This is a genomic window from Clostridium sp. UBA4395 (assembly GCF_002390995.1).
Classification (GTDB): Bacteria; Bacillota; Clostridia; order Clostridiales; family Clostridiaceae; genus Clostridium_J; species Clostridium_J sulfidigenes.
Window position 1 is genome coordinate 154,964 of sequence record NZ_DGRF01000050.1, and the last position, 19,562, is coordinate 174,525.

General features: G+C 27.4%; 18 protein-coding genes and 1 riboswitch. Of the genes, 1 reads left to right on the forward strand and 17 read right to left on the reverse strand.

Translation table 11 applies throughout. The annotated features are described in order from the left end of the window. Nucleotides 1-21 precede the first annotated feature (21 nt). The 12 genes from B2694_RS09015 to B2694_RS09070 form a co-directional block, all read right to left on the reverse strand. A complete protein-coding gene (locus B2694_RS09015) occupies nt 22-975 on the reverse strand; it encodes an O-antigen ligase family protein (protein ID WP_346885436.1) in 954 nt (317 codons plus the stop codon). 277 nt (nt 976-1,252) lie between these two features. Continuing rightward, nucleotides 1,253-1,918: a CatB-related O-acetyltransferase gene (locus B2694_RS09020; RefSeq protein ID WP_346885437.1), complete on the reverse strand. Its 666-nt coding sequence runs from the start codon at nt 1,916-1,918 to the stop codon at nt 1,253-1,255. Next, the gene (locus B2694_RS09025; protein WP_346885438.1) at nt 1,915-3,354 is read right to left on the reverse strand and encodes a polysaccharide biosynthesis C-terminal domain-containing protein; all 1,440 of its coding nucleotides are present in this window, start codon (nt 3,352-3,354) and stop codon (nt 1,915-1,917) included. Before B2694_RS09025 ends, B2694_RS09020 begins: the two co-directional genes overlap by 4 nt. A gap of 3 nt (nt 3,355-3,357) precedes the next feature. Next, entirely contained in the window at nt 3,358-4,545 is a 1,188-nt protein-coding gene (locus B2694_RS09030; protein ID WP_346885439.1) for a Coenzyme F420 hydrogenase/dehydrogenase, beta subunit C-terminal domain, read from the reverse strand. Next, entirely contained in the window at nt 4,529-5,731 is a 1,203-nt protein-coding gene (locus B2694_RS09035; protein ID WP_346885440.1) for a polysaccharide pyruvyl transferase family protein, read from the reverse strand. The genes B2694_RS09030 and B2694_RS09035 overlap by 17 nt, the downstream gene beginning before the upstream one ends. A 23-nt stretch (nt 5,732-5,754) precedes the next feature. Then, nucleotides 5,755-6,600 carry a hypothetical protein gene (locus tag B2694_RS09040; protein WP_346885441.1) on the reverse strand — a complete coding sequence of 282 codons (846 nt, stop codon included), beginning with the start codon at nt 6,598-6,600 and terminating at the stop codon, nt 5,755-5,757. 23 nt (nt 6,601-6,623) lie between these two features. Further along, nucleotides 6,624-7,679 carry a glycosyltransferase gene (locus tag B2694_RS09045; protein WP_346885442.1) on the reverse strand — a complete coding sequence of 352 codons (1,056 nt, stop codon included), beginning with the start codon at nt 7,677-7,679 and terminating at the stop codon, nt 6,624-6,626. Between the two features lie 119 nt (nt 7,680-7,798). Further along, nucleotides 7,799-8,440 (reverse strand): sugar transferase, encoded by a 642-nt coding sequence (locus B2694_RS09050; RefSeq protein WP_346885443.1) that lies wholly within the window; start codon nt 8,438-8,440, stop codon nt 7,799-7,801. A 158-nt stretch (nt 8,441-8,598) separates the two neighbouring features. Next, nucleotides 8,599-8,682: riboswitch (cyclic di-GMP riboswitch) on the reverse strand. 120 nt (nt 8,683-8,802) lie between these two features. Further along, nucleotides 8,803-9,573: a tyrosine-protein phosphatase gene (locus B2694_RS09055; protein WP_346885444.1), complete on the reverse strand. Its 771-nt coding sequence runs from the start codon at nt 9,571-9,573 to the stop codon at nt 8,803-8,805. A 36-nt stretch (nt 9,574-9,609) separates the two neighbouring features. Continuing rightward, a complete protein-coding gene (locus B2694_RS09060; RefSeq protein WP_346885445.1) occupies nt 9,610-10,263 on the reverse strand; it encodes a CpsD/CapB family tyrosine-protein kinase in 654 nt (217 codons plus the stop codon). Nucleotides 10,264-10,313: 50 nt separating this feature from the next. Continuing rightward, a complete protein-coding gene (locus B2694_RS09065; RefSeq protein ID WP_346885446.1) occupies nt 10,314-10,988 on the reverse strand; it encodes a YveK family protein in 675 nt (224 codons plus the stop codon). Between the two features lie 51 nt (nt 10,989-11,039). Further along, nucleotides 11,040-11,714 (reverse strand): YveK family protein, encoded by a 675-nt coding sequence (locus B2694_RS09070; RefSeq protein WP_346885447.1) that lies wholly within the window; start codon nt 11,712-11,714, stop codon nt 11,040-11,042. 429 nt (nt 11,715-12,143) lie between these two features. On the opposite strand from B2694_RS09070, the gene B2694_RS09075 reads away from it, so the two are divergent. Beyond that, nucleotides 12,144-13,115: an LCP family protein gene (locus tag B2694_RS09075; protein WP_346885448.1), complete on the forward strand. Its 972-nt coding sequence runs from the start codon at nt 12,144-12,146 to the stop codon at nt 13,113-13,115. Between the two features lie 67 nt (nt 13,116-13,182). On the opposite strand, the gene B2694_RS09080 is transcribed toward B2694_RS09075, so the two are convergent. The 5 genes from B2694_RS09080 to B2694_RS09100 all read right to left on the reverse strand — a co-directional run bounded on the left by B2694_RS09080 (nt 13,183) and on the right by B2694_RS09100 (nt 19,562). After that, a complete protein-coding gene (locus B2694_RS09080; RefSeq protein WP_346885449.1) occupies nt 13,183-14,508 on the reverse strand; it encodes a nucleotide sugar dehydrogenase in 1,326 nt (441 codons plus the stop codon). Nucleotides 14,509-14,626: 118 nt separating this feature from the next. Further along, on the reverse strand, nt 14,627-15,751 hold the full coding sequence (locus tag B2694_RS09085) for a DegT/DnrJ/EryC1/StrS family aminotransferase (protein WP_346885450.1): 1,125 nt from the start codon (nt 15,749-15,751) through the stop codon (nt 14,627-14,629). Between the two features lie 288 nt (nt 15,752-16,039). Continuing rightward, nucleotides 16,040-16,999 (reverse strand): hypothetical protein, encoded by a 960-nt coding sequence (locus tag B2694_RS09090; protein ID WP_346885451.1) that lies wholly within the window; start codon nt 16,997-16,999, stop codon nt 16,040-16,042. 9 nt (nt 17,000-17,008) lie between these two features. Beyond that, on the reverse strand, nt 17,009-18,478 hold the full coding sequence (locus B2694_RS09095) for an MBOAT family O-acyltransferase (protein WP_346885452.1): 1,470 nt from the start codon (nt 18,476-18,478) through the stop codon (nt 17,009-17,011). Nucleotides 18,479-18,740: 262 nt separating this feature from the next. Beyond that, nucleotides 18,741-19,562: a LicD family protein gene (locus B2694_RS09100; protein WP_346885453.1), complete on the reverse strand. Its 822-nt coding sequence runs from the start codon at nt 19,560-19,562 to the stop codon at nt 18,741-18,743.

Here is a 19,562-nt window from a genome sequence, read left to right on the forward strand (position 1 = left end):
ATAACTTTTTAAATAAGAATATTACTTATTTAACTTGATTTTAGATTCTATAATTAATTTGTTTCCTATCCAAAGTATAAATATGTTGCTTATCAAAATCTTAAAATTTAATAATGCACCTCCACTAATGCAATTATAAATTATAAAATATAAATATATATATTTAAAATTGTTATGTATTTTATTTAAATGGTAATAATTTTTTATATACTGATAAAAAATATAGATCCCAAGTGGACCCAATATAATATAGTAAAATATTACAGATACATGCGCAAAAGTTGGATATTGCTTTAGCTGCATATTTTCTTGTGAATTGTAAAAGCTAAAAGTCACACCTAGTGGGTTATCTTTTATTACATCAATTCCTGATTTTATTGATTCTATTCTACCTTCACCAGAACTGTCCTCAATTATATAATGTATTCCTTCAGTCAATAAACCATTAATAGCGTTCATAGTTCTTTCAACTTCTAATTTTTCCAACAAATCATTACCTCTAATAATTATCATCCCCCCTACTAATAACACCATAAAGAAATGTATCGCTAAGCTTTTAAAAGTAGTTTTAATTTTAAGATTTTTAATTGAGGTAACATTATTAAGAATATATATTACATATACAATTAAAACATAAATAATATCTTTTCTTGACCCAGTAGCAATTAATAATACTAAAGATATTCCAGAATATATAAACTTGTACTGATTATCTTTTACGCACAGCAAGTAAGTTATAAATAGTCCTATTAATAAACCTGTTTCACCGTACGTCAAATTACTAGCATGATATCTATTTCCTGTCCAAGCCGTAGTACCAATTCCTGTTATTATAGATATTATTAATGTAATTATAGTAATAATACTAAATGTTTCCCAAAATTTAAGTAGTTCATCAGATGATTTGTTTTTAGAAAATATTAGACATACTGAAGATATACTAACTAACATTTGACCATATAGTTCCCAACTCATATTTATAAATAAATATGAGTTACCTAATAAGGTTAAAATTAAATCTTTAATAAATATACACATTAAAAAAATAAAAATATTGCTCTGCATATATTCATTTTCCTTCCAATATAAATATACTCCATATAGTATAATCGGAGTAAACAAATAACTAAAATGGAAAAAGAATATCTTGTATATAATATTTTCAGGTGGATAAAAATTTTTTATAGCAGTCAATCTATAAAAATCATCTGGTAACACAAATAAAAATAGCAGATAATAATACATTAAATCTTTAAATTTCACTTTTTTTATCATTAATTTTTTCATAGTTTTCTCCTAATTTATTTACAAAATTATTTATATTATAAAATTCATTACAATATATATTAATATCTTTATTTTTAATATCCCACCATTTTAGGTTATTTAATTTATCAATTATATCTTTTGAAAATCTATATTTAATTAACTTTGCAGGATTACCAACAACAACTGCATAGTCAGGAATATTTTTAGTCACAACTGAACCAGCTCCTATTATTACGCCATTGCCAATATTAGTGACATTAGCTAATATTATTACATTTTGTCCTATCCAAACATCATTACCTATTGTTAGTTTATTTCTTGTTATGTTTTCTTTCGTTACTACTCCAAATTCAGGATTATAATATATAGGATGAGTTGTAAAACTATTTGTAGGATGATTAGCATTATAATAATATACATTCTTCGCAAAAGAACAGTATTTCCCAATCCTCACATTAGCATTTATATTTTTATAATTAAAACAACCTCCATAACTTCCATAACCTATAATTATATTATGATAATCCTTGTATATCCTTCTAATTAAGTTAGATTTAGATTGAACTACACAATTAGGAGCTATAACTTTAATTATCATTTTTCTTAAAAATTTTAATCTGTATAATTTATATAAACATTTACTTATCATTTAATTACACCTTCTAATTTTATAATCAATTTTTTATTAATGTACAAAATTATAATTAAACTAAAAATAGCATTTAATCCTCCAAAAATAAATAAATTCAATACACTATTTAAGTTAAATAGTTTAGAAATATTATAAAATAAAAGACTTATTATAAAGGTTATAAATAATTGAATACCCATTCTCTTAAATGGTAATAGGTTTGAAATTTTATAGCCTGTACTTTTTGATATCTGCTTTAATTGTAAGTATATTAAAATTATATGTATTAGAACAGATGATATTGCTGGTCCATTAAATCCTATACATTTTATAAATATGTAATTAAGAACACAATTTAGCAATAATGCTAAAATCATATTATATAATGTAAGTTTCCTTTTTCCTATTACAATTAATATATTTCCAAATACTGTACATGAAAGGGGAACTTTAATTAAATATATAATAAATATAGGTAAACTACTTATATACTTCTCTGAAAAAATAAAACTAATGTATCCATTACTGTAATATACTATACTAAAATAAACAATGGATAATAAACTAAACACAACTAGTGTCGAATTACCCCATATGTCTAAAACTGCTTTAAATCCTTCATTCTTATACTTTTTAGCTAAAATAGGTAATATTACACTAGCTACTGATATCGATATCAAACTCACAAATGGTATACTCATCGCTCCATTAGAATAAATAGCTAACTGAGTTGGTGTGTAGTTATATGAAATAAATAATTTATCAAGTTCAATATTAATAGTCTGAATAATAGTTGATAGTCCTAAAGGAATACAAAATAAAAACTGATGATAAAAAAACTTAAAATCTGTTATAAATTTCAATTTGTTTATTTTATAAAACTTATAAAATAAACAAATACTTCGTATAAATTCTAGTATTCCCATTAATATAAATAGACAGTTTATATTGTTTGTTTTAAGTATAAATATTCCACATAAAACATAATAAATAGTATAATATATTACATTAATCCTACCTATGTATGATGAATGGCCACTAGATATATAACTATTTTCTATATTGCTTGAAATAATCAGACTATATGAATAAAATATTAACCCTATGATATTGGAATATAAAAATTTATTATTCAACCAATCACTCAATATATTCTTAAAGAGAAATAAAAATACACTGACTATAATTCCAACTATTAGCATAAAAAAATTAGAATTTGTTATTAATTTACTTTTTTTCAAATTATCCAAATTACTATAATAATAACTTATAGATGTAGGTATTCCTAAAGGAATAAGTGTAAATATTAATGTAGAAATCATTAATATTTGTTTATATGTTCCTAAATCATTCATTGAAAATATTCTTGATATTATCATAGTAAACACTAGGCTTCCAAAAGTTTTAAAACTTTTTCCTAACATCATGTAGAAAGAATCTTTTGCTATGTTCATATATTAACCTCTTTTGAATTTTATTATTATCAATATGTTTTTAGTAATTCTTATATATTCATTTAAATTAAATTTATATTTTCTAAACATATTTATTACATTTATATTCTTCTTAATAAAAATATTGTATGCTTCTATCATATATTTAATATTCTGGATTTTTTTTAAAAGTTCATGTTGAAATCTGCTGATATGATTAACTGAACATTCTATAGCATCTATTTCCTTATTCTTAAGCATTTGATTTATTATATCCATAGCTCTTTGACTTCTAATTAAAAATACAGATTTTCCATAATATTCATCTTTATACTCATCTCCCCATGGATCTCCAACTACAATATCTGCATTTTTTGCAAAAGGATTTGCACACATTCTACATGCTATATTACTATATTTACATATATATTTTCCCCAAGCATCAAGGTATGACATTTGAAACACATCTTCATCTTTTGTAATAATTTCAAACTTGCCAGGCCATCCATTTCCCCTATACTTTAAACTTTTTATCTCGTCCATTGGTATATTGTTTTTGTATAATATTTCCATAGTCCCTTTAATTGAAGGGTTTTGATGACACATAATTGAAATAGTAAATATAATTCTACTTTTTATTTCCCTATCAATCTCCATAATATTTTTTAATGCTTCTACTTCACATGGCTTTCCTACAAAAATAAATTTACCACTGATATTCTTTATCTTGTTTAATCCTAAGCACATAGATATTGGAGAATATCTTGATCCCATAGTATCCATTAACTCGCTTAAGTCTTTAACCAAAATTATCTCATTATTAATAGGTTTTTTTTTATCGGCTCTTACTGTTATTACTCCATCAACTATTCTGTTTGCTATTGCATATTTTAAAATACTAGTTACTATTCCTCCAGAAGCAGCATTTTTTCTTATATGATTGTTAGATGAATGACCAACCATGCATTTCTTTATTTCTCCAAAATAATTTAAATTTATTTCATCTTCACTATTTATATGGTTATAATTACTTACCGAAGGACATATTTTCAAACATATTCCGCATTCTATACACAAATCTTCGTTCACTATTGCTACATTTCTACCATTTACCAAGTTAATATCTATACATTTTTTAGGACATATGACTTGACATCCTCCACATCCTGAACAGAGAAATTTATTTACTATATCACTAACACATTTTTTCATATAATTCACCAATCAAATTTTTATAAATATTATTTTTATCTTGTAATTGTTTTACAATTTCGACTTTATCCTCGTATAGCATATTAAATATACTAACTATACTCCTCAAATCTTGTTCTCTAGGATCCGCCACATACTTATTCATATTTAATAACTCCCATATACCTATAAATTTTCTACTATATGCTATCGGCATAGTAGGTATATTGGTTGAAACAGCTGCTATGCAAGCATGCATTCTACTTCCAATAAATAAGTCACATTTACTTATAATATATTTTATTTCATCAGCATCATATGGTATATTTATCACTTCTATTCTATCACCTAATATATCCTTATATCTTTCATATACTTTAATAGATACCTCTAAATCATTTTCTATATCAATATTACTAATAACATGTGGAATAAGTAATATTTTATTTTTTTTATTTGAAGCAATTTCCTTTATAATTTCATCAATTAATATATCATATTCAACTTTAAACCCAAACATATTTTTTTTATTATATCCACCATTATAAAGTAATGCACTTATATTTAAACCTATTAATTCATACTTATCTTTGTTAATTTGTAACTCTTCTACTTCTTTAGGTTTCATATAAAAAGCCATATCAGGTGACCACATAATATTAGAACTATTTTCATTCATGATTTTAGCCAAATTTAAACTAATCATATCTCTGGTAAAAATATATTTACACTTACATAATATATCTTGGGCTATTTTATGCACTAATTTATTGTTAAATGGGCCTATGGTCTGTGGCATTATAACCAATTTTTTCTTTGATATAATAGCAATTTTCTTTCCTATAATATTTAAGATAAATCTCTTATAACCATAAATATCGCTGAAGCTATCTCCTTCACTTATATCCAATATATAATCTGATTCCAAAATATATTTCGTACATTTAGTTTTTTTTAATTGACTTACTTTTTTTATTTTTAGAGATAACATAATTAAATCTAAGAGTCTTCTTTTTGCATGAAAAGGTATTTCTCTAATCTCAATATTGTCAACATAATGAGTAATTTCCACATTCGTAGAATATGATAGTATAACAATATCTTTAACACCTTTTTCGCTAATTAGTGTATTTATTGTTCCTTTAGTTAATGCGTTAACCCCTCTGTTTCCAGAGGATAGTGATGCTCCTAACAATACAACTTTCATAACATCCTCCTTTTAGTAAGTTTTTATATATGTTTACGTATCATATTATAAAATTTAACACTTAATTTAGCTATTTCAATCCAAATTTTATTTTCGCCAGATGAGGAGAAATAATAAGACATACTCTCTATATCATATCTACTTACTGTTTTAACCCCATTTGACCCGTGTACATGATTAATTTCACAACTAGGATCGAAATAGACATGTTTATTTATTGATTTCAACTTTAGTGATAATATATCTTCTTCCCAGTACAAAAACGTATTTTCATCAAAAAATTGTATCCTATTAAATACATTAAAGTCTATAATCATAAATGCACCTATTATTCTCCATACCTTCTGTACATTTATAATTTTTGATATGTGTCTTTCTCTAATCAACCAAAATGGATACCATAAAAAAGGAAGAAAATGTTTTAGAATATATAATTTAATGTTTGGTTCCAAATAAGGGCCTTGTTGTCTATTGGAAGGTGTAATTACTTTAGGTCCAATTATTGCACAATCGTTAATACATTTCATTTTTTTTAATAAATCGCTTAATAAATTCTCATTTTGCACTCTTATATCCGGATTGCATATTACTACATAATCAATATTATCAATATGCATCATAGCTTTTTTTATTATTAAGTTATTTCCACAAGCATATCCTAAATTTTTATCTATAGTAAAATAATTAATAACATTTTTACCACCTATATTTTCTATATATTTATTTATATTCTTTTCTTCATCGTATGATGGTTGTACATCCCCGATATATATATAACAATTACTAATTTTTTGAGAAATTAAATCAGTTAATAATTTTTTCACAAGTTCAACTTGGTGATAATTTAAAATACATATTATAATTTTCATCCTATTCTCCTACAACTATAAATCTATTCTATCAGTTTAATAATTGCATTTACAATTAAACTAGTAGAACAATTATTTCTACCAAATTTCCAACAATTTAACTGCATATCATATCTCTCTGTATCTTTCAAATTGAAATATTTATATATGCATTTTGAAAAATCGTTGATATTTCCTGCATTAACCAAGTATCCCGTTATGTTATTTTTTACTTGTTCTTCTATCGCACCAACCTTAAATGCTACAACTGGAGTTGAATTTCTATATGCATCAATAACTACACCAGATTGTGTAGCCGATTTATATGGTAAAATAATAATATCATTTTTATCAATTACATCCAACATTTCATTTTCCGATACATATTTATCTATAATATTAACATTTTTTACATTGATTAACTCACTTTTTAAATTTATTACCTCATTTGAAAACTTACCGACTATATTAAACTCAATTTCTGGCATTTTTTCTGCTAGTATTTTAATATATCCTATACCTTTATATGGATTAACTCTTCCCAAAAATAAAACATTATTTTTGCATTCATTCTTTTTTTTGAAATCACTCCATGTTCTCCATAATGGTGAATAAATAATTTCTCCTTTAAACTTATAATGTTTTTTGAATGACTCGATATATTTTTTATTATGTAAAACTATATATTTAACATTGTTACATATATATCTGTTATACATAACTACATTTTTTGTTTGCTTTTCACCTTCATGTGGAAAAGCATCATGTATTGTATGAATAATTTTAATTTTATTCATTAACAATTTAATTATTAATATATTCCATGTATGTGAGCTAAAAAAATAAATTAAATCTACTTTTGACAACATATTTACTATTCTAAATATTTCTCTAAAATTAAATGTTTTTAATTCAATTCCAGGTCTAATCGGAACATTAAACAACTTATTGTCATTACTTTTGTCTATACTAACCTTTAGGTTGTTACTTCCTAGCGTAATCACTTCTAAATTACACTTTTTTAAATCATAATATAGATTATATAAAGACTGCTGCATGTCGAAATTGTTTGAAAAACTTATTAACGCTACTTTTTTCATGAAACCCCCTCCAATCTTACAAGTAATTTATATATAATTATTATCTATCTAAATTATAATGCCATTTTATCTGATATTTTATAATAATGTTATTAATCTGTATTAATTAATTTATCACATTATCTAGCACCTAATCCTGTTAATATAACCTTTATAGTTTTTATAAATATTTTACCTTCAATTTTAAATCCTAAGTTTTCAATATAATACAAATCCAATTCTAACTTTTCACTAGGACCAATATCATATCCACCATTTACCTGCGCCCATCCTGTAAGTCCAGGTTTCACCTTTAATCTATCTCTAAAATTTGGTATATCTTTTTCAAATTTTCTATAAAAAATCTCTCTCTCTGGTCTTGGTCCTATTAAACTCATATCTCCTTTAATAATATTAAATAATTGTGGAAGTTCATCAATTCTTGTTTTTCTTGCAAATTTTCCAAATTTAGTTATTCTACAATCATTAATATCTGCCCACTTTGCACCTTCACTCTCTGCATTCTTAATCATTGATCTAATTTTATACATTTTAAATTCTCTATTCCCTATTCCTACACGCTTTTGTATAAATACTGGATTATTAAAATCTTGAAGATAAACTATTATTAACGCTAGTATAATAATTGGACTAGTTAATCCAATTAAAGTTACGCTTAACGCAATATCCAAAAACCTTTTTAATAGTTTATATGAGTATTTTTTCTGTATACCGCTATCTACAATTTCTAAATGTTCTTCTGCAAGATTTAATCTTTCCACACTAACTCCCCCTAAAACTTTATCTTTATATTAACCACTAATTAAGACTGCCCACCAATTCTTAATTTATAAAACCAGATAAAAATAACCCACCGCTATCTTTTACTAACTCATATTCCATAAATTTCCCCTTCAAACTTATAGTTACCCCGAATTAGCAAGATAAAGGTGGGTTGCGCTACTAACTCCCTGTAGTCCAAGCGCCCAAGTACAGACTACAGTTCATAATTCCCTTTAAATTTAAGTTATTTATGTCGAATTTTATTTAACCCCTATCGATTCTAAAAAGTTCCCCCAATTTCCCGACTTTTATATAACCGATACACCCAGTTTAAATTTATGTACATTGAACATTGTTCAATTTATCTTCTAAATATATTAAAAATCCCACCTTGTTTTCTAATTCTTTCTCCTCGAAATTCAACCTTATTGTTCATTAAGATTTCCTGAGAAATGTTCTCCATCTCCCTTACATATCCAGGGTTTATTTTTTCTATAGCTTTTATCCCTGCTGTCATATCTGTGGTTCTAACTTGGGACCTATGACCATCGGAACCTATAGTGCTATATATTTTATGTTTTACAAATAATTTAGCAGTCTTTTTAACTCCACCACCAAAATCTCCTGTTATGCTCCCTGTGTTTAGTTGAAATAAAAAACCCTCTTCAATAAACTTATTTATAAGTTGAGGGGCTTCTATAAACTTTTTATACCGCTCAGGATGAGCGATGATAGGTACAACTCCCTTTAATTGAAGTTCATAGATGTCATTTATAACTTCATCCACAGAAAACTCTCTTAAAGGAAATTCTATTAACATATATCTACTGTTTTCTATGGTACCTATATCACCACATTGAAAGCTTTCTAGAATTCTACTAGTATAGTAAACCTCTTGCCCACAATATATTTCTATATCTATATCCTTATTTTTAGCTAAAATTTTCAATTTAGCTACTTCTTTTTTAATTTCTTTATAAGGTACTTGAAACCTACCCCTAAAAAAATGGGGAGTGGCAACAATTCCTGTGGTTCCTGACTTTTTTGCTAATTTAAGCATGTCTACAGTCATATCTTCATCTTTAGATCCATCATCCACTCCATGAAGTATATGGCTATGAAAATCTATCATAAGCACTCCTCCAACCTTTAAGTGAAATTTTATACATTATTTATCACCATAATAGTAATAATAGGTATTTCTTTTAGTGTCTACTCCATTTAATATGGTACCGATGATATTTGCATTAACCTTTTTTAAAAGATTAATAGAATTTACAACAGAATCTTTTTTTGTTTTTTCTGCTCTAATGACAAGTAATGTTCCATCGGCTCTAGTAGATAGTATTTGCGCGTCAGTAACGGCTTGTACTGGTGGCGTATCTAATATTACATAATCAAAAACCTTTTTTAAGGCATCTATGAGAGCTTTCATAGATTTTGAACCTAACATCTCAGATGGATTAGGTGGAATCTTACCTGAGGTCAATACAGTAAGATTATTATTATATCTATGACCTACTATCGAAATGCTCTCTTTCCCAACTATTACATCAGAAAGTCCTGCAGTATTAGATATTTCAAATTTTTTATGTAGTGATGGTTTTCTTAAGTCACAATCTATAAGTACCACCTTTTTATCTCCTTCAGCTATGGATAATGCTAAGTTTCCTGCTGTAGTACTCTTTCCTTCTCCTGGTTCTGCACTAGTTACTACTATTACTTTATATTCCTCATCAAAGGATGAATATTGCAAATTTGTTCTTAGGGTCCTATAACTTTCTGAAGCTATAGACCTGGGATCTTTTTCTACTATAAACATTAATTTCTCTCCTTAAGTAAAAATCTATTAAGATTATCTGCTGTAACTTTCTACTGCTCAGTGTGAGGTATAGTTCCTATTACAGGAATATCTAATTCCTTTTCTAATTGTTCCCTATTTTTATATGTATTATCTAAAAACTCAAGTAAAAAGCTTATTCCCACGCTTACCATTAATCCTAATAAAAAGGCTATAGCTATATTCATTTTTTTATTAGGACTCACTGGTATTTCTGGAACTTTTACTGATTCTATAACTTTTATATTACCATTTGGCACCAAAACCTTAGATGTAGTTACAAAGTCATTAGTTATGGCCTCTACTAAGGTTACTGCCATATTAGGATCCTTATCATCAATTTTAATTTGAAGGATTTGTGTATCAGCTACAGTTACCACTGTAAGCTTTTTAAGAACTTCTTCTTCTGTTAACTTACTATTAGCAACCTTTATAGCTCTACCTACTAAATCTCTAGTTTTTATAGTTTCAGAGTAAGTCTTCATTAACTTTTGATACATGGCTATTTCATTTTGATCATAACCTGCCTCTGCTCCTGCTTCTTTACCTATAAATAACTTAGTACTTGCTTCATACTTAGGACTTATTAAGAAAAAGCTTACCAAACCTGATACTAAAGTAGAAAGTAAAGTTACCATTAGTATCATCTTCCACCTTTTCTTTAACACTTCTAGAATTTCTCCAAGGCTAATTACTTGCTCATCCAAAATTATTATTCCTCCGTTTCCATCTTGTGTTAATCATCCTACTTAAGATTTTTATAGGTCTATCTTTGGTATTATTCCTAAAACTGGTATGTTTAATTCTTCTTCTAGCCTATCTTTATTTTTATAGGTGTTATCCATAAATTCTATAAGGAAGACAACGCCTATTCCTATAAACACTCCCAATACTATAGCTATTATAAGCCCCATACTTTTGTTAGGACTTACTGTTCTTAATGGAAATCTAGGTTCTTCTAGGACTTGTACATTTCCATTAGGAACTAATTCTGTTGATAACTTAACAAATTCATCTTTTATAGCAGCTACTAACTTTGCAGCTTCTTCTGGAGAGCTGCTTTTATACTTTATTTCTATAATTTGCGTATCAGCTAGGGATACCACTATTAAATTTTCAACTGCTTCTTTAGGGTTTATTTCGAATCCTGTTTTATCTATAGCTTTTTTTACCAAATCTTCAGTTTTAATAATTTCAGCATAGGTCTTTAATAATTTTTGATACATTTGTATATCTAAAATATTATATCCTTCCTGCTGACTTTCTTCTTTACCTATAAATACCTTAGTGGTTGATTCATATTGTGGAGTTATTAGTAAAAATAATGCTATTGATGCTACTAAAGTAGAGGTCAAAGCAAATACTAATATAATCTTCCACTTTCTTTTTAAAATTTCGAAGATGTCATTTAAACTAATAATATTCTCTTCCAAATTAATTCTCCTTACAAAATCAATTTATACACATTACAACATTTTATGTATATTTTTAATATATAAAAATATAATTTGAATACCTAGTTGTAACATCCGTATAATAGTACATATTTCTTTATATTTCAATCGCATACATAACTGTCACATTTGTATAATATCATATTTCCAGTAACATTACTAGTAAAAAACTAATGTTACTAGTAATATTATGTATAATTATGAATAATAACCTAATGTATTCTACAATATCCTTGATTTTGCGCCTATATATACTATTATTTTTATTATTAGTTCATAATTATATCATCGTATCATGTTCATAAAAATTTATAATAAACTTCATGGAATAATCCGCCATTATGCATTTCTCTATATTTACACCTTTAACATATGGTGATAGAATTAGGTACAGAGAGGAGTGTAACTATGTCACAAAACAGAATTGATCCTGAAAAAAAGAAAAATAAAAGAAGAAAAAAGAAGAAAAAGTCCCTGGGATTTAAAATTTCAATGGGAATTCTAGGAGTGTTGATATTTATAATAGCTATTGGAGGAGGATATTTTTATTCATTATATAATAAGATGGATAAGGTAAAGATAGACAAATCTAAGTTAGGTATTGCTTCAAAGGATGCCTTTAAAGAATACGACAACCATGAATCTATAAAAAATATAGCCTTATATGGTATTGATGCGGAAGAAGGACAAGCTGGTCGTTCTGACTCTATAATGATAGCTACCATTGATCCAACTCATAATAAGGTTAAGGTAACATCTATAATGAGGGACTCTTATGTTAATATCCCAGACCATGGTATGGATAAAATAAATCATGCCTATGCCTTTGGAGGAGCTCCCTTAGCTTTAAGAACCTTAAATGAAAACTTTGGACTTAATGTAGAGGATTTTGTATCAGTAAACTTTTCTTCATTGCCAGAAATCATTGATATCCTTGGTGGAATTACAATAGATATTACTGAAGAAGAGGTATCTCATATTCCTGGAGTAAGTTCTACGGGCCCTACCTTATTAACAGGTAAACAAGCACTAGCCTATTCTAGAATAAGATATGCTAGTGGTGGAGATTATGAAAGAACCCACAGACATAGAAATGTAATGTCTGCAGTGTTTAATAAAGCTCTTGCTGCATCTCCTACATCTTATCCTGGTATTCTAAATAACATCCTTCCTCTAGTTCAAACTAACCTAAGTTCTGGTGATTTTATATCTCTAGCAACTAAGGTAGCTGGTTTAGGAGATGGAGATTTAGAGCAAGAAAGATTTCCAAGGGATGGAGATGGAGCTGGTGATATGAGCACCGGAATATACTACTTAAAGTTTGATATTGAAACTGTTAAAAAGCAAATGAGAGATTATATATTTGCTGATAAAAAATAATAGTAAAAACACCGAATACCCTAGATATTCGGTGTTTTATTTATGTTATTTATTTTTTAATCTTAAATTATAATCTCCAGTAAACCATAGTATCTGTATCTACACTATGTCTATCCATGATGCCTTTTACATCTATGAATACATCTTTTTCTACTTCATCCTTAGCTGCTGCTACTTCATCTAAAGCTTCACTTCTATATAGTGGAGCAAAGTCTTTAATGGTCATTCCTCTGTAATTATGATGAGATACAGCAAGGATAATAGCATCTACCTCTTTAATATCTTCCATAGAAACCATATCTATTCCATACTCATGTTTAATTTCTTCTTTACATGCTACAGGATCTGTGGCTAATACATTAACTCCATAATCTTTAAGTTCATCTATGATATCCACTACCTTTGTATTTCTTGTATCTGGACAATCTTCCTTAAATGTAAGTCCAAGAACTGCTACCTTTGCATTTTTAACTCTCTTATTAGCTTTTATTAAACTTTTCACTGTGTTCTCTGCGATATACTTAGCCATTCCATCATTTATGTTTCTTCCAGCAGCTATAACCTTTGATTCAACACCAACCTCTTTAGCTCTGTGGATTAGGTAATATGGATCTACTCCAATACAGTGTCCTCCTACTAAACCTGGGTTTAGTTTTATAAAGTTCCACTTACTACCTGCGGCATCTATTACAGCTTTAGTATCTATACCCATTCTATCAAAGATCATAGCAAGTTCATTAACGAAGGCTATGTTAACATCTCTTTGACAGTTTTCTATTAATTTAGCTGCTTCTGCAACCTTTATGCTTTCAGCTCTATATACTCCAGCTTCTATAACTAGTTCATAAGCTTTAGCAACTGTATCTAAAGTTTCTTCATCCATACCAGATACTATCTTCATTATGTTTTCTAATCTATGAACCTTATCACCTGGGTTTATTCTCTCTGGAGAATATCCTATTTTAAAATCTTGTCCACAGATAAGTCCAGATTCTCTTTCTAGTATTGGTACACAGATTTCTTCTGTTACCCCTGGATATACTGTAGATTCATATACTACTATAGAACCTTTAGTTAAGTTTCTTCCTAAAATTTCACTAGCACCTATAACTGGTCTTAGATCTGGAGTTTTATCTTCATTAGTTGGAGTTGGTACTGCAACTATGTGGAAGTTACATCCTCTTAGTTTTGTCTCATCACTTGTAAAATCTACAGTAGATGCTTTAATAGCTTCATCTCCAACTTCATTAGTTACATCTACTCCGCTTAAGTACTTATTTATCTTTTCCTTGTTTACATCAAATCCAACTACAGGAACCTTTTTAGCAAAAGCTACTGCTAAAGGCATTCCTACATAGCCAAGTCCTACTAAGGATATTTTTAAATCTTTCATTATATCGTCTCCTACTGTTCAAATTAGCAATTATTATTTTAATAAACATTGATACTTTTTTAACAATTAATTAGGTTTATCCAACAACCTGATTATTGCTGGATAAACACAGCCGTTATTAATTATAAAATTCTTTTATGCATCCACATATATATTCAACTTCTTCATTAGTAAGCTCTGGATATATAGGTAATGCAAGAATTTGCTTACACATCTTTTCAGTTACTGGGAACTGACCTTCTTTGTATCCTAGGTATTCAAAACACTTTTGTAGGTGTAATGGCTTTGGATAGTATATACTAGTTGCCACACCTTTAGATTTCAAGAATTCTGCAAGACCATCCCTGTTTTCAGCAAAGATATTAAATACATAATAAACATTCTTTTGGTTTGCAGCCTTAATGCCTTGAACTTTTACACCTTCTACATTTTTTAATCCTTCAGTGTAGAGCTTAGCAACTCTTCCTCTATTTTCTATGGCATTGTTTATATATTTAAGTTTAACCCTTAAAACAGCTGCTTGCATAGCATCTAATCTTGAGTTATAGCCTACATAGTCATAGTGATATTTCTTTGATGCTCCATGAACCCTAAACATACGGCACATATCTGCTAGTTCATCACTATTAGTAACTATCATTCCACCGTCACCATATCCACCTAAGGTTTTAGTAGGAAAAAATGAAAACACACCCATATCTCCAATGGTTCCTGCGTGTCTATATCTTTCTTCACCTTGCATCTGCCATCTCATTCCAAAGGCTTCAGCAGCATCTTCTAGCACCTTTAAATCATGTTTCTTAGCAATTTCCATTATCTTATCCATATCACACATTTGATTGAATAAATGTATTGGAAGTACTCCTACGGTATTATCATTAATAGCAGCCTCTAATTGAGCTACATCCATGCCACAAGACTCTTCATCTATATCAACAAATACAGGTTTACCACCATGCTTTGCAAGACAAGATGTCGAAGCTAAAAAAGTAAAAGGTGTGGTTACTATTTCCTTATTATCACTAAAACCAAGGATATCTGATGCTATAACTAAAGCATCCGTTCCTGATGCCACTCCTATGGCATGTTTAGCTCCAGTAAAATCTTTTATTTCTTCCTCAAAGATTTTAACTTCATTTCCTAATATAAAAGCTCCACTATCTATTATATTTTTTATAGCTCCATCAAACTCATGTTTTTTTTCTTTATATTCTCTTTGTGATTCATAAAAATTGATCTTCATTCTTCTTCCTCCTATTTTTACACATACAATTGTACACCAATTTATAAAAAAGTAAAATATTTTTTTCTTATGTTTAATAAAATTTCATACTAAACAAATATACCACAAATTAGGTATTATATCATCTATTAATATATTATCAGTTTTTTTCTTTAAGATTATGATAAAATTCTTAATAATTTTGATGTGTATGGAGAAAGCGTTGAAATTTTATTATTAGTATAAGTTATATAAAATAATAAAACTACCTTAGAAAATGTTTAATTCTAAAATAGTTTTATTTATATATCACTTATAATCTATTAATGCGTTATTTATATCCTCAGCTAATTTGTTACTGCGTATCTTCTCACCTTCACTATTCAAATGATATATAGTATCATACATATATTTAGTATCAAAGAAATACTCTGTGGGATTTGATATATATTTAATATTTAACTCTTTTTCCACTGTATTAACCATATTACTATACTTATAACTATCCGACCTATTAGAAGACTTCATTATAGGAGCTGCGGTAAAGAATATCTTTGCACCCTTTTTCTCTACAAATTTACGATAATTAATCAAAAATTTCTTAGTATCATCATAAATTTTAAAGTCATCTATATTTATATTACCATATTTTTTTTCATCATACTTTTCTGTTATAATCGACTTTTGTCTATCATAAATCATTTGCCCTTTATCATTAAATGAGCTTGAAGAATATACATCTTTTTGTATTTCATCTGTACTTATTCTCTCGGCTTTTTTATTTGCATACTTAAAAATATAATCTATAATATCATCATAATTTTGAAATCTAATATGCTTATATAAACTTATATGATTATCTATTCCACTCATAACTAGGTCCACACCTAGTTTATCAAATGCACCTTCTTCAATCCATCCATATTCATAAGCCAAAATAACTATATCTCCATTATTAATGTTAGCTTTTGATAACTGCGTAGGAAAATTACTTCCAAAGCCTGCATGTAACCCTAAGTTAACTACATCATAACCTGTACTCTTACTGATAATCTCTTCATTAATTCCAAATGCTGCACTTGAACCACCAATAATTATTATTTTAGGGGTGTTAGTAGTAATTAACTTATCATATTTTCTCACTATTACAGATTGGTATGTATCGGCAAATCCAGAACCCATCACTTCAACTACTCCAATAAATATTGTACTCATTATAGCAATTACTAAAGCTATAACAATGGTAATCTTAATAAAAAACTTCTTCATTGTGCCTCCTTAAAATTGAAAATATATAAATGAAGAATCTCCAGCAGCTTGTCCACTAACCCAATAAAAAATCAAAACGACTATAACCACGGAATATATGCTATACCTAAATATACCATGCTGATTTTTAATAAAGTCTCGAATGCTGTGATTTCTTCTATATAAAGAAACTAGAACTAAGCATAATAAGCTTATAAATAAGTAAAATAATTGATAGGTTGTAAATCCTAAATCAAAGATCTTATTGCTAAATAATCCAATTAAATCTATTGAGAATATTTTTCTTATAATTTCTATAGCTATTTTTGCTGATGGAGCTCTAAAAAATATCCATGCAAAACTTGTTAAAATGAAAACCCATGTAATTTGTGAAGCTTTATAACCAAAGGATCTCTTATTAATATTTAATATATTAATAATTTTAATTCTAATTGGCTTTAAAATATCTCCTACAACTTGGTATAACCCATGCAATCCTCCCCAAATAACAAATCCCCAACTTGCTCCATGCCATAATCCACTTGCCAAAAACACTATCATTATGTTTCTATATTTTTTAATTGTTCCTTTTCGATTACCTCCTAGTGGAATATACAAATACTCTCTAAACCAAGCCCCTAAAGTAATATGCCATCTTCTCCAAAATTCACTTATACTTTTAGAAAAATATGGTCTATGGAAATTTCTAGATAATTTAAATCCCATTACTTCTGCAGACCCCATAGCTATATCTGAATAAGATGAAAAATCACAATATATTTGTAATGAGAAGCAAATAGTGGCTATAATCAAGTAGAATCCACTGTATTCAGTATAGTTATTATATATATTATTTACTATAATAGCTAATCTATCAGCTATTATTAATTTTTGAATGAAACCCCAAACTATTAGTAGTAATCCACTTTTAACTCTTTCAAACTCAAACTCATGAGTTTCTTGTAATTGAGGTAATAAATCTCTAGATTTTTCAATTGGTCCAGCTACCAATTGAGGAAAAAATGAAACAAACAACGCATATCTAAAAAAATTATATTCAGCCTTTATATTTCCTTTATATATGTCTATGGTATAGCTTAATGCTTGAAATGTATAAAAAGATATACCTACTGGTAAAATTAAGTCAAATCCCGGTATAGCTATTCCTATATTAAATTTATTTAAAATTATATTCATATTGTCGAATACAAAATTAAAATATTTAAATAAAAATAGTATCCCTAAATTTATAGCAAAACTACTAAAAACAAAAAGTTTCTTCATCTTAACTTTTTGCTTATATTTTTGTATCAGTATTCCACTTAAATATGTAATTAAAGTAGATATTAGCATTAATATTGCATATTTAGGATTCCATGACATGTAAAAATAGTAGCTACTAATTAGTAGCCATATATACTGCACTCTTCGTGGAATTACAAAATAAATTCCTAACACTACAGGAAAAAAAATCAGGAAATCGTATGAATTAAATAGCATTTTAGCCTCCCCTATAAAGTATAGTAAATACGAAATTTTCCTTCTAATTCTATTTACTATAATATATCTAGATAATATTAATTATTAGTTTCTTATACTAATTATAAATTAATTTATATTTAGAATTACCTTACTATCAGAATACAATCAATTATCGCTAGTTAAGGATAAAATATTATGATTCTAAATAAATTTAATAATATTACGAACCAATAAAATTGAATTTTGATTAATAAAAACTTTAGTTTAGCACTCCTTTATACTATTTTTCTCCTAAATCTATTTCAACTATTCCATGTCTATTATATCTTTTATCTGCAGGTGGAGGGGTCATATAATCTCCATAAAAATGTGTGAGGTATTTATCATAATCTTTTGGAACTAAAAAATTATATCCTTCAAATTCATCATAGGCTAAATTACTTAACCATTCTTTTTTTACTATTTCTTTATCATACCCATATGAACCACCCAAAGCTACAACATATTCTGTATCAATATTGTTATACTTTTTAAATTCTTTTTCTATTAACTCTTTTATTTTGTTAGTTGGAATAAATATTGTTATAAACTTTATAAATTTATAAACTAACATTTTTACTAATTGTTCTTCTTCCCAAAGTTGATATCCCGATTTACATAAAAGCAATCTTTTTAATATATAAGTTTTAGTACTATGTAAACTTTTAGAAATATTACTTGTAGGTACATTATCAAATGGAAATATATCAATAAATATACCTTGATGCCCTTTACTATTACATGAATTTTTTTCAATATACTTAGTATTATTTATTCTTATTTTAGTAAACGGTAGTCCATAAAATTCATCTGTATCTACATTTTGCAAAAAATATTTTTCCGATAATTCAGTTTTTGCAACTAAAATAAATCTTTCATATTCTTCTCTTAACATCCCAATGTCTAAGTCATCATCCCATGGTATAAAACCTTTATGACGAATAGCACCTAGCAATGTTCCAGCTACTAAAAAATACTTAATTTCATGGTTATCACATATTCTTTTTACTTCCAAAGCTATATCTAATTGCAATTTATGAACTTGTTCTAACATATTGTCCAT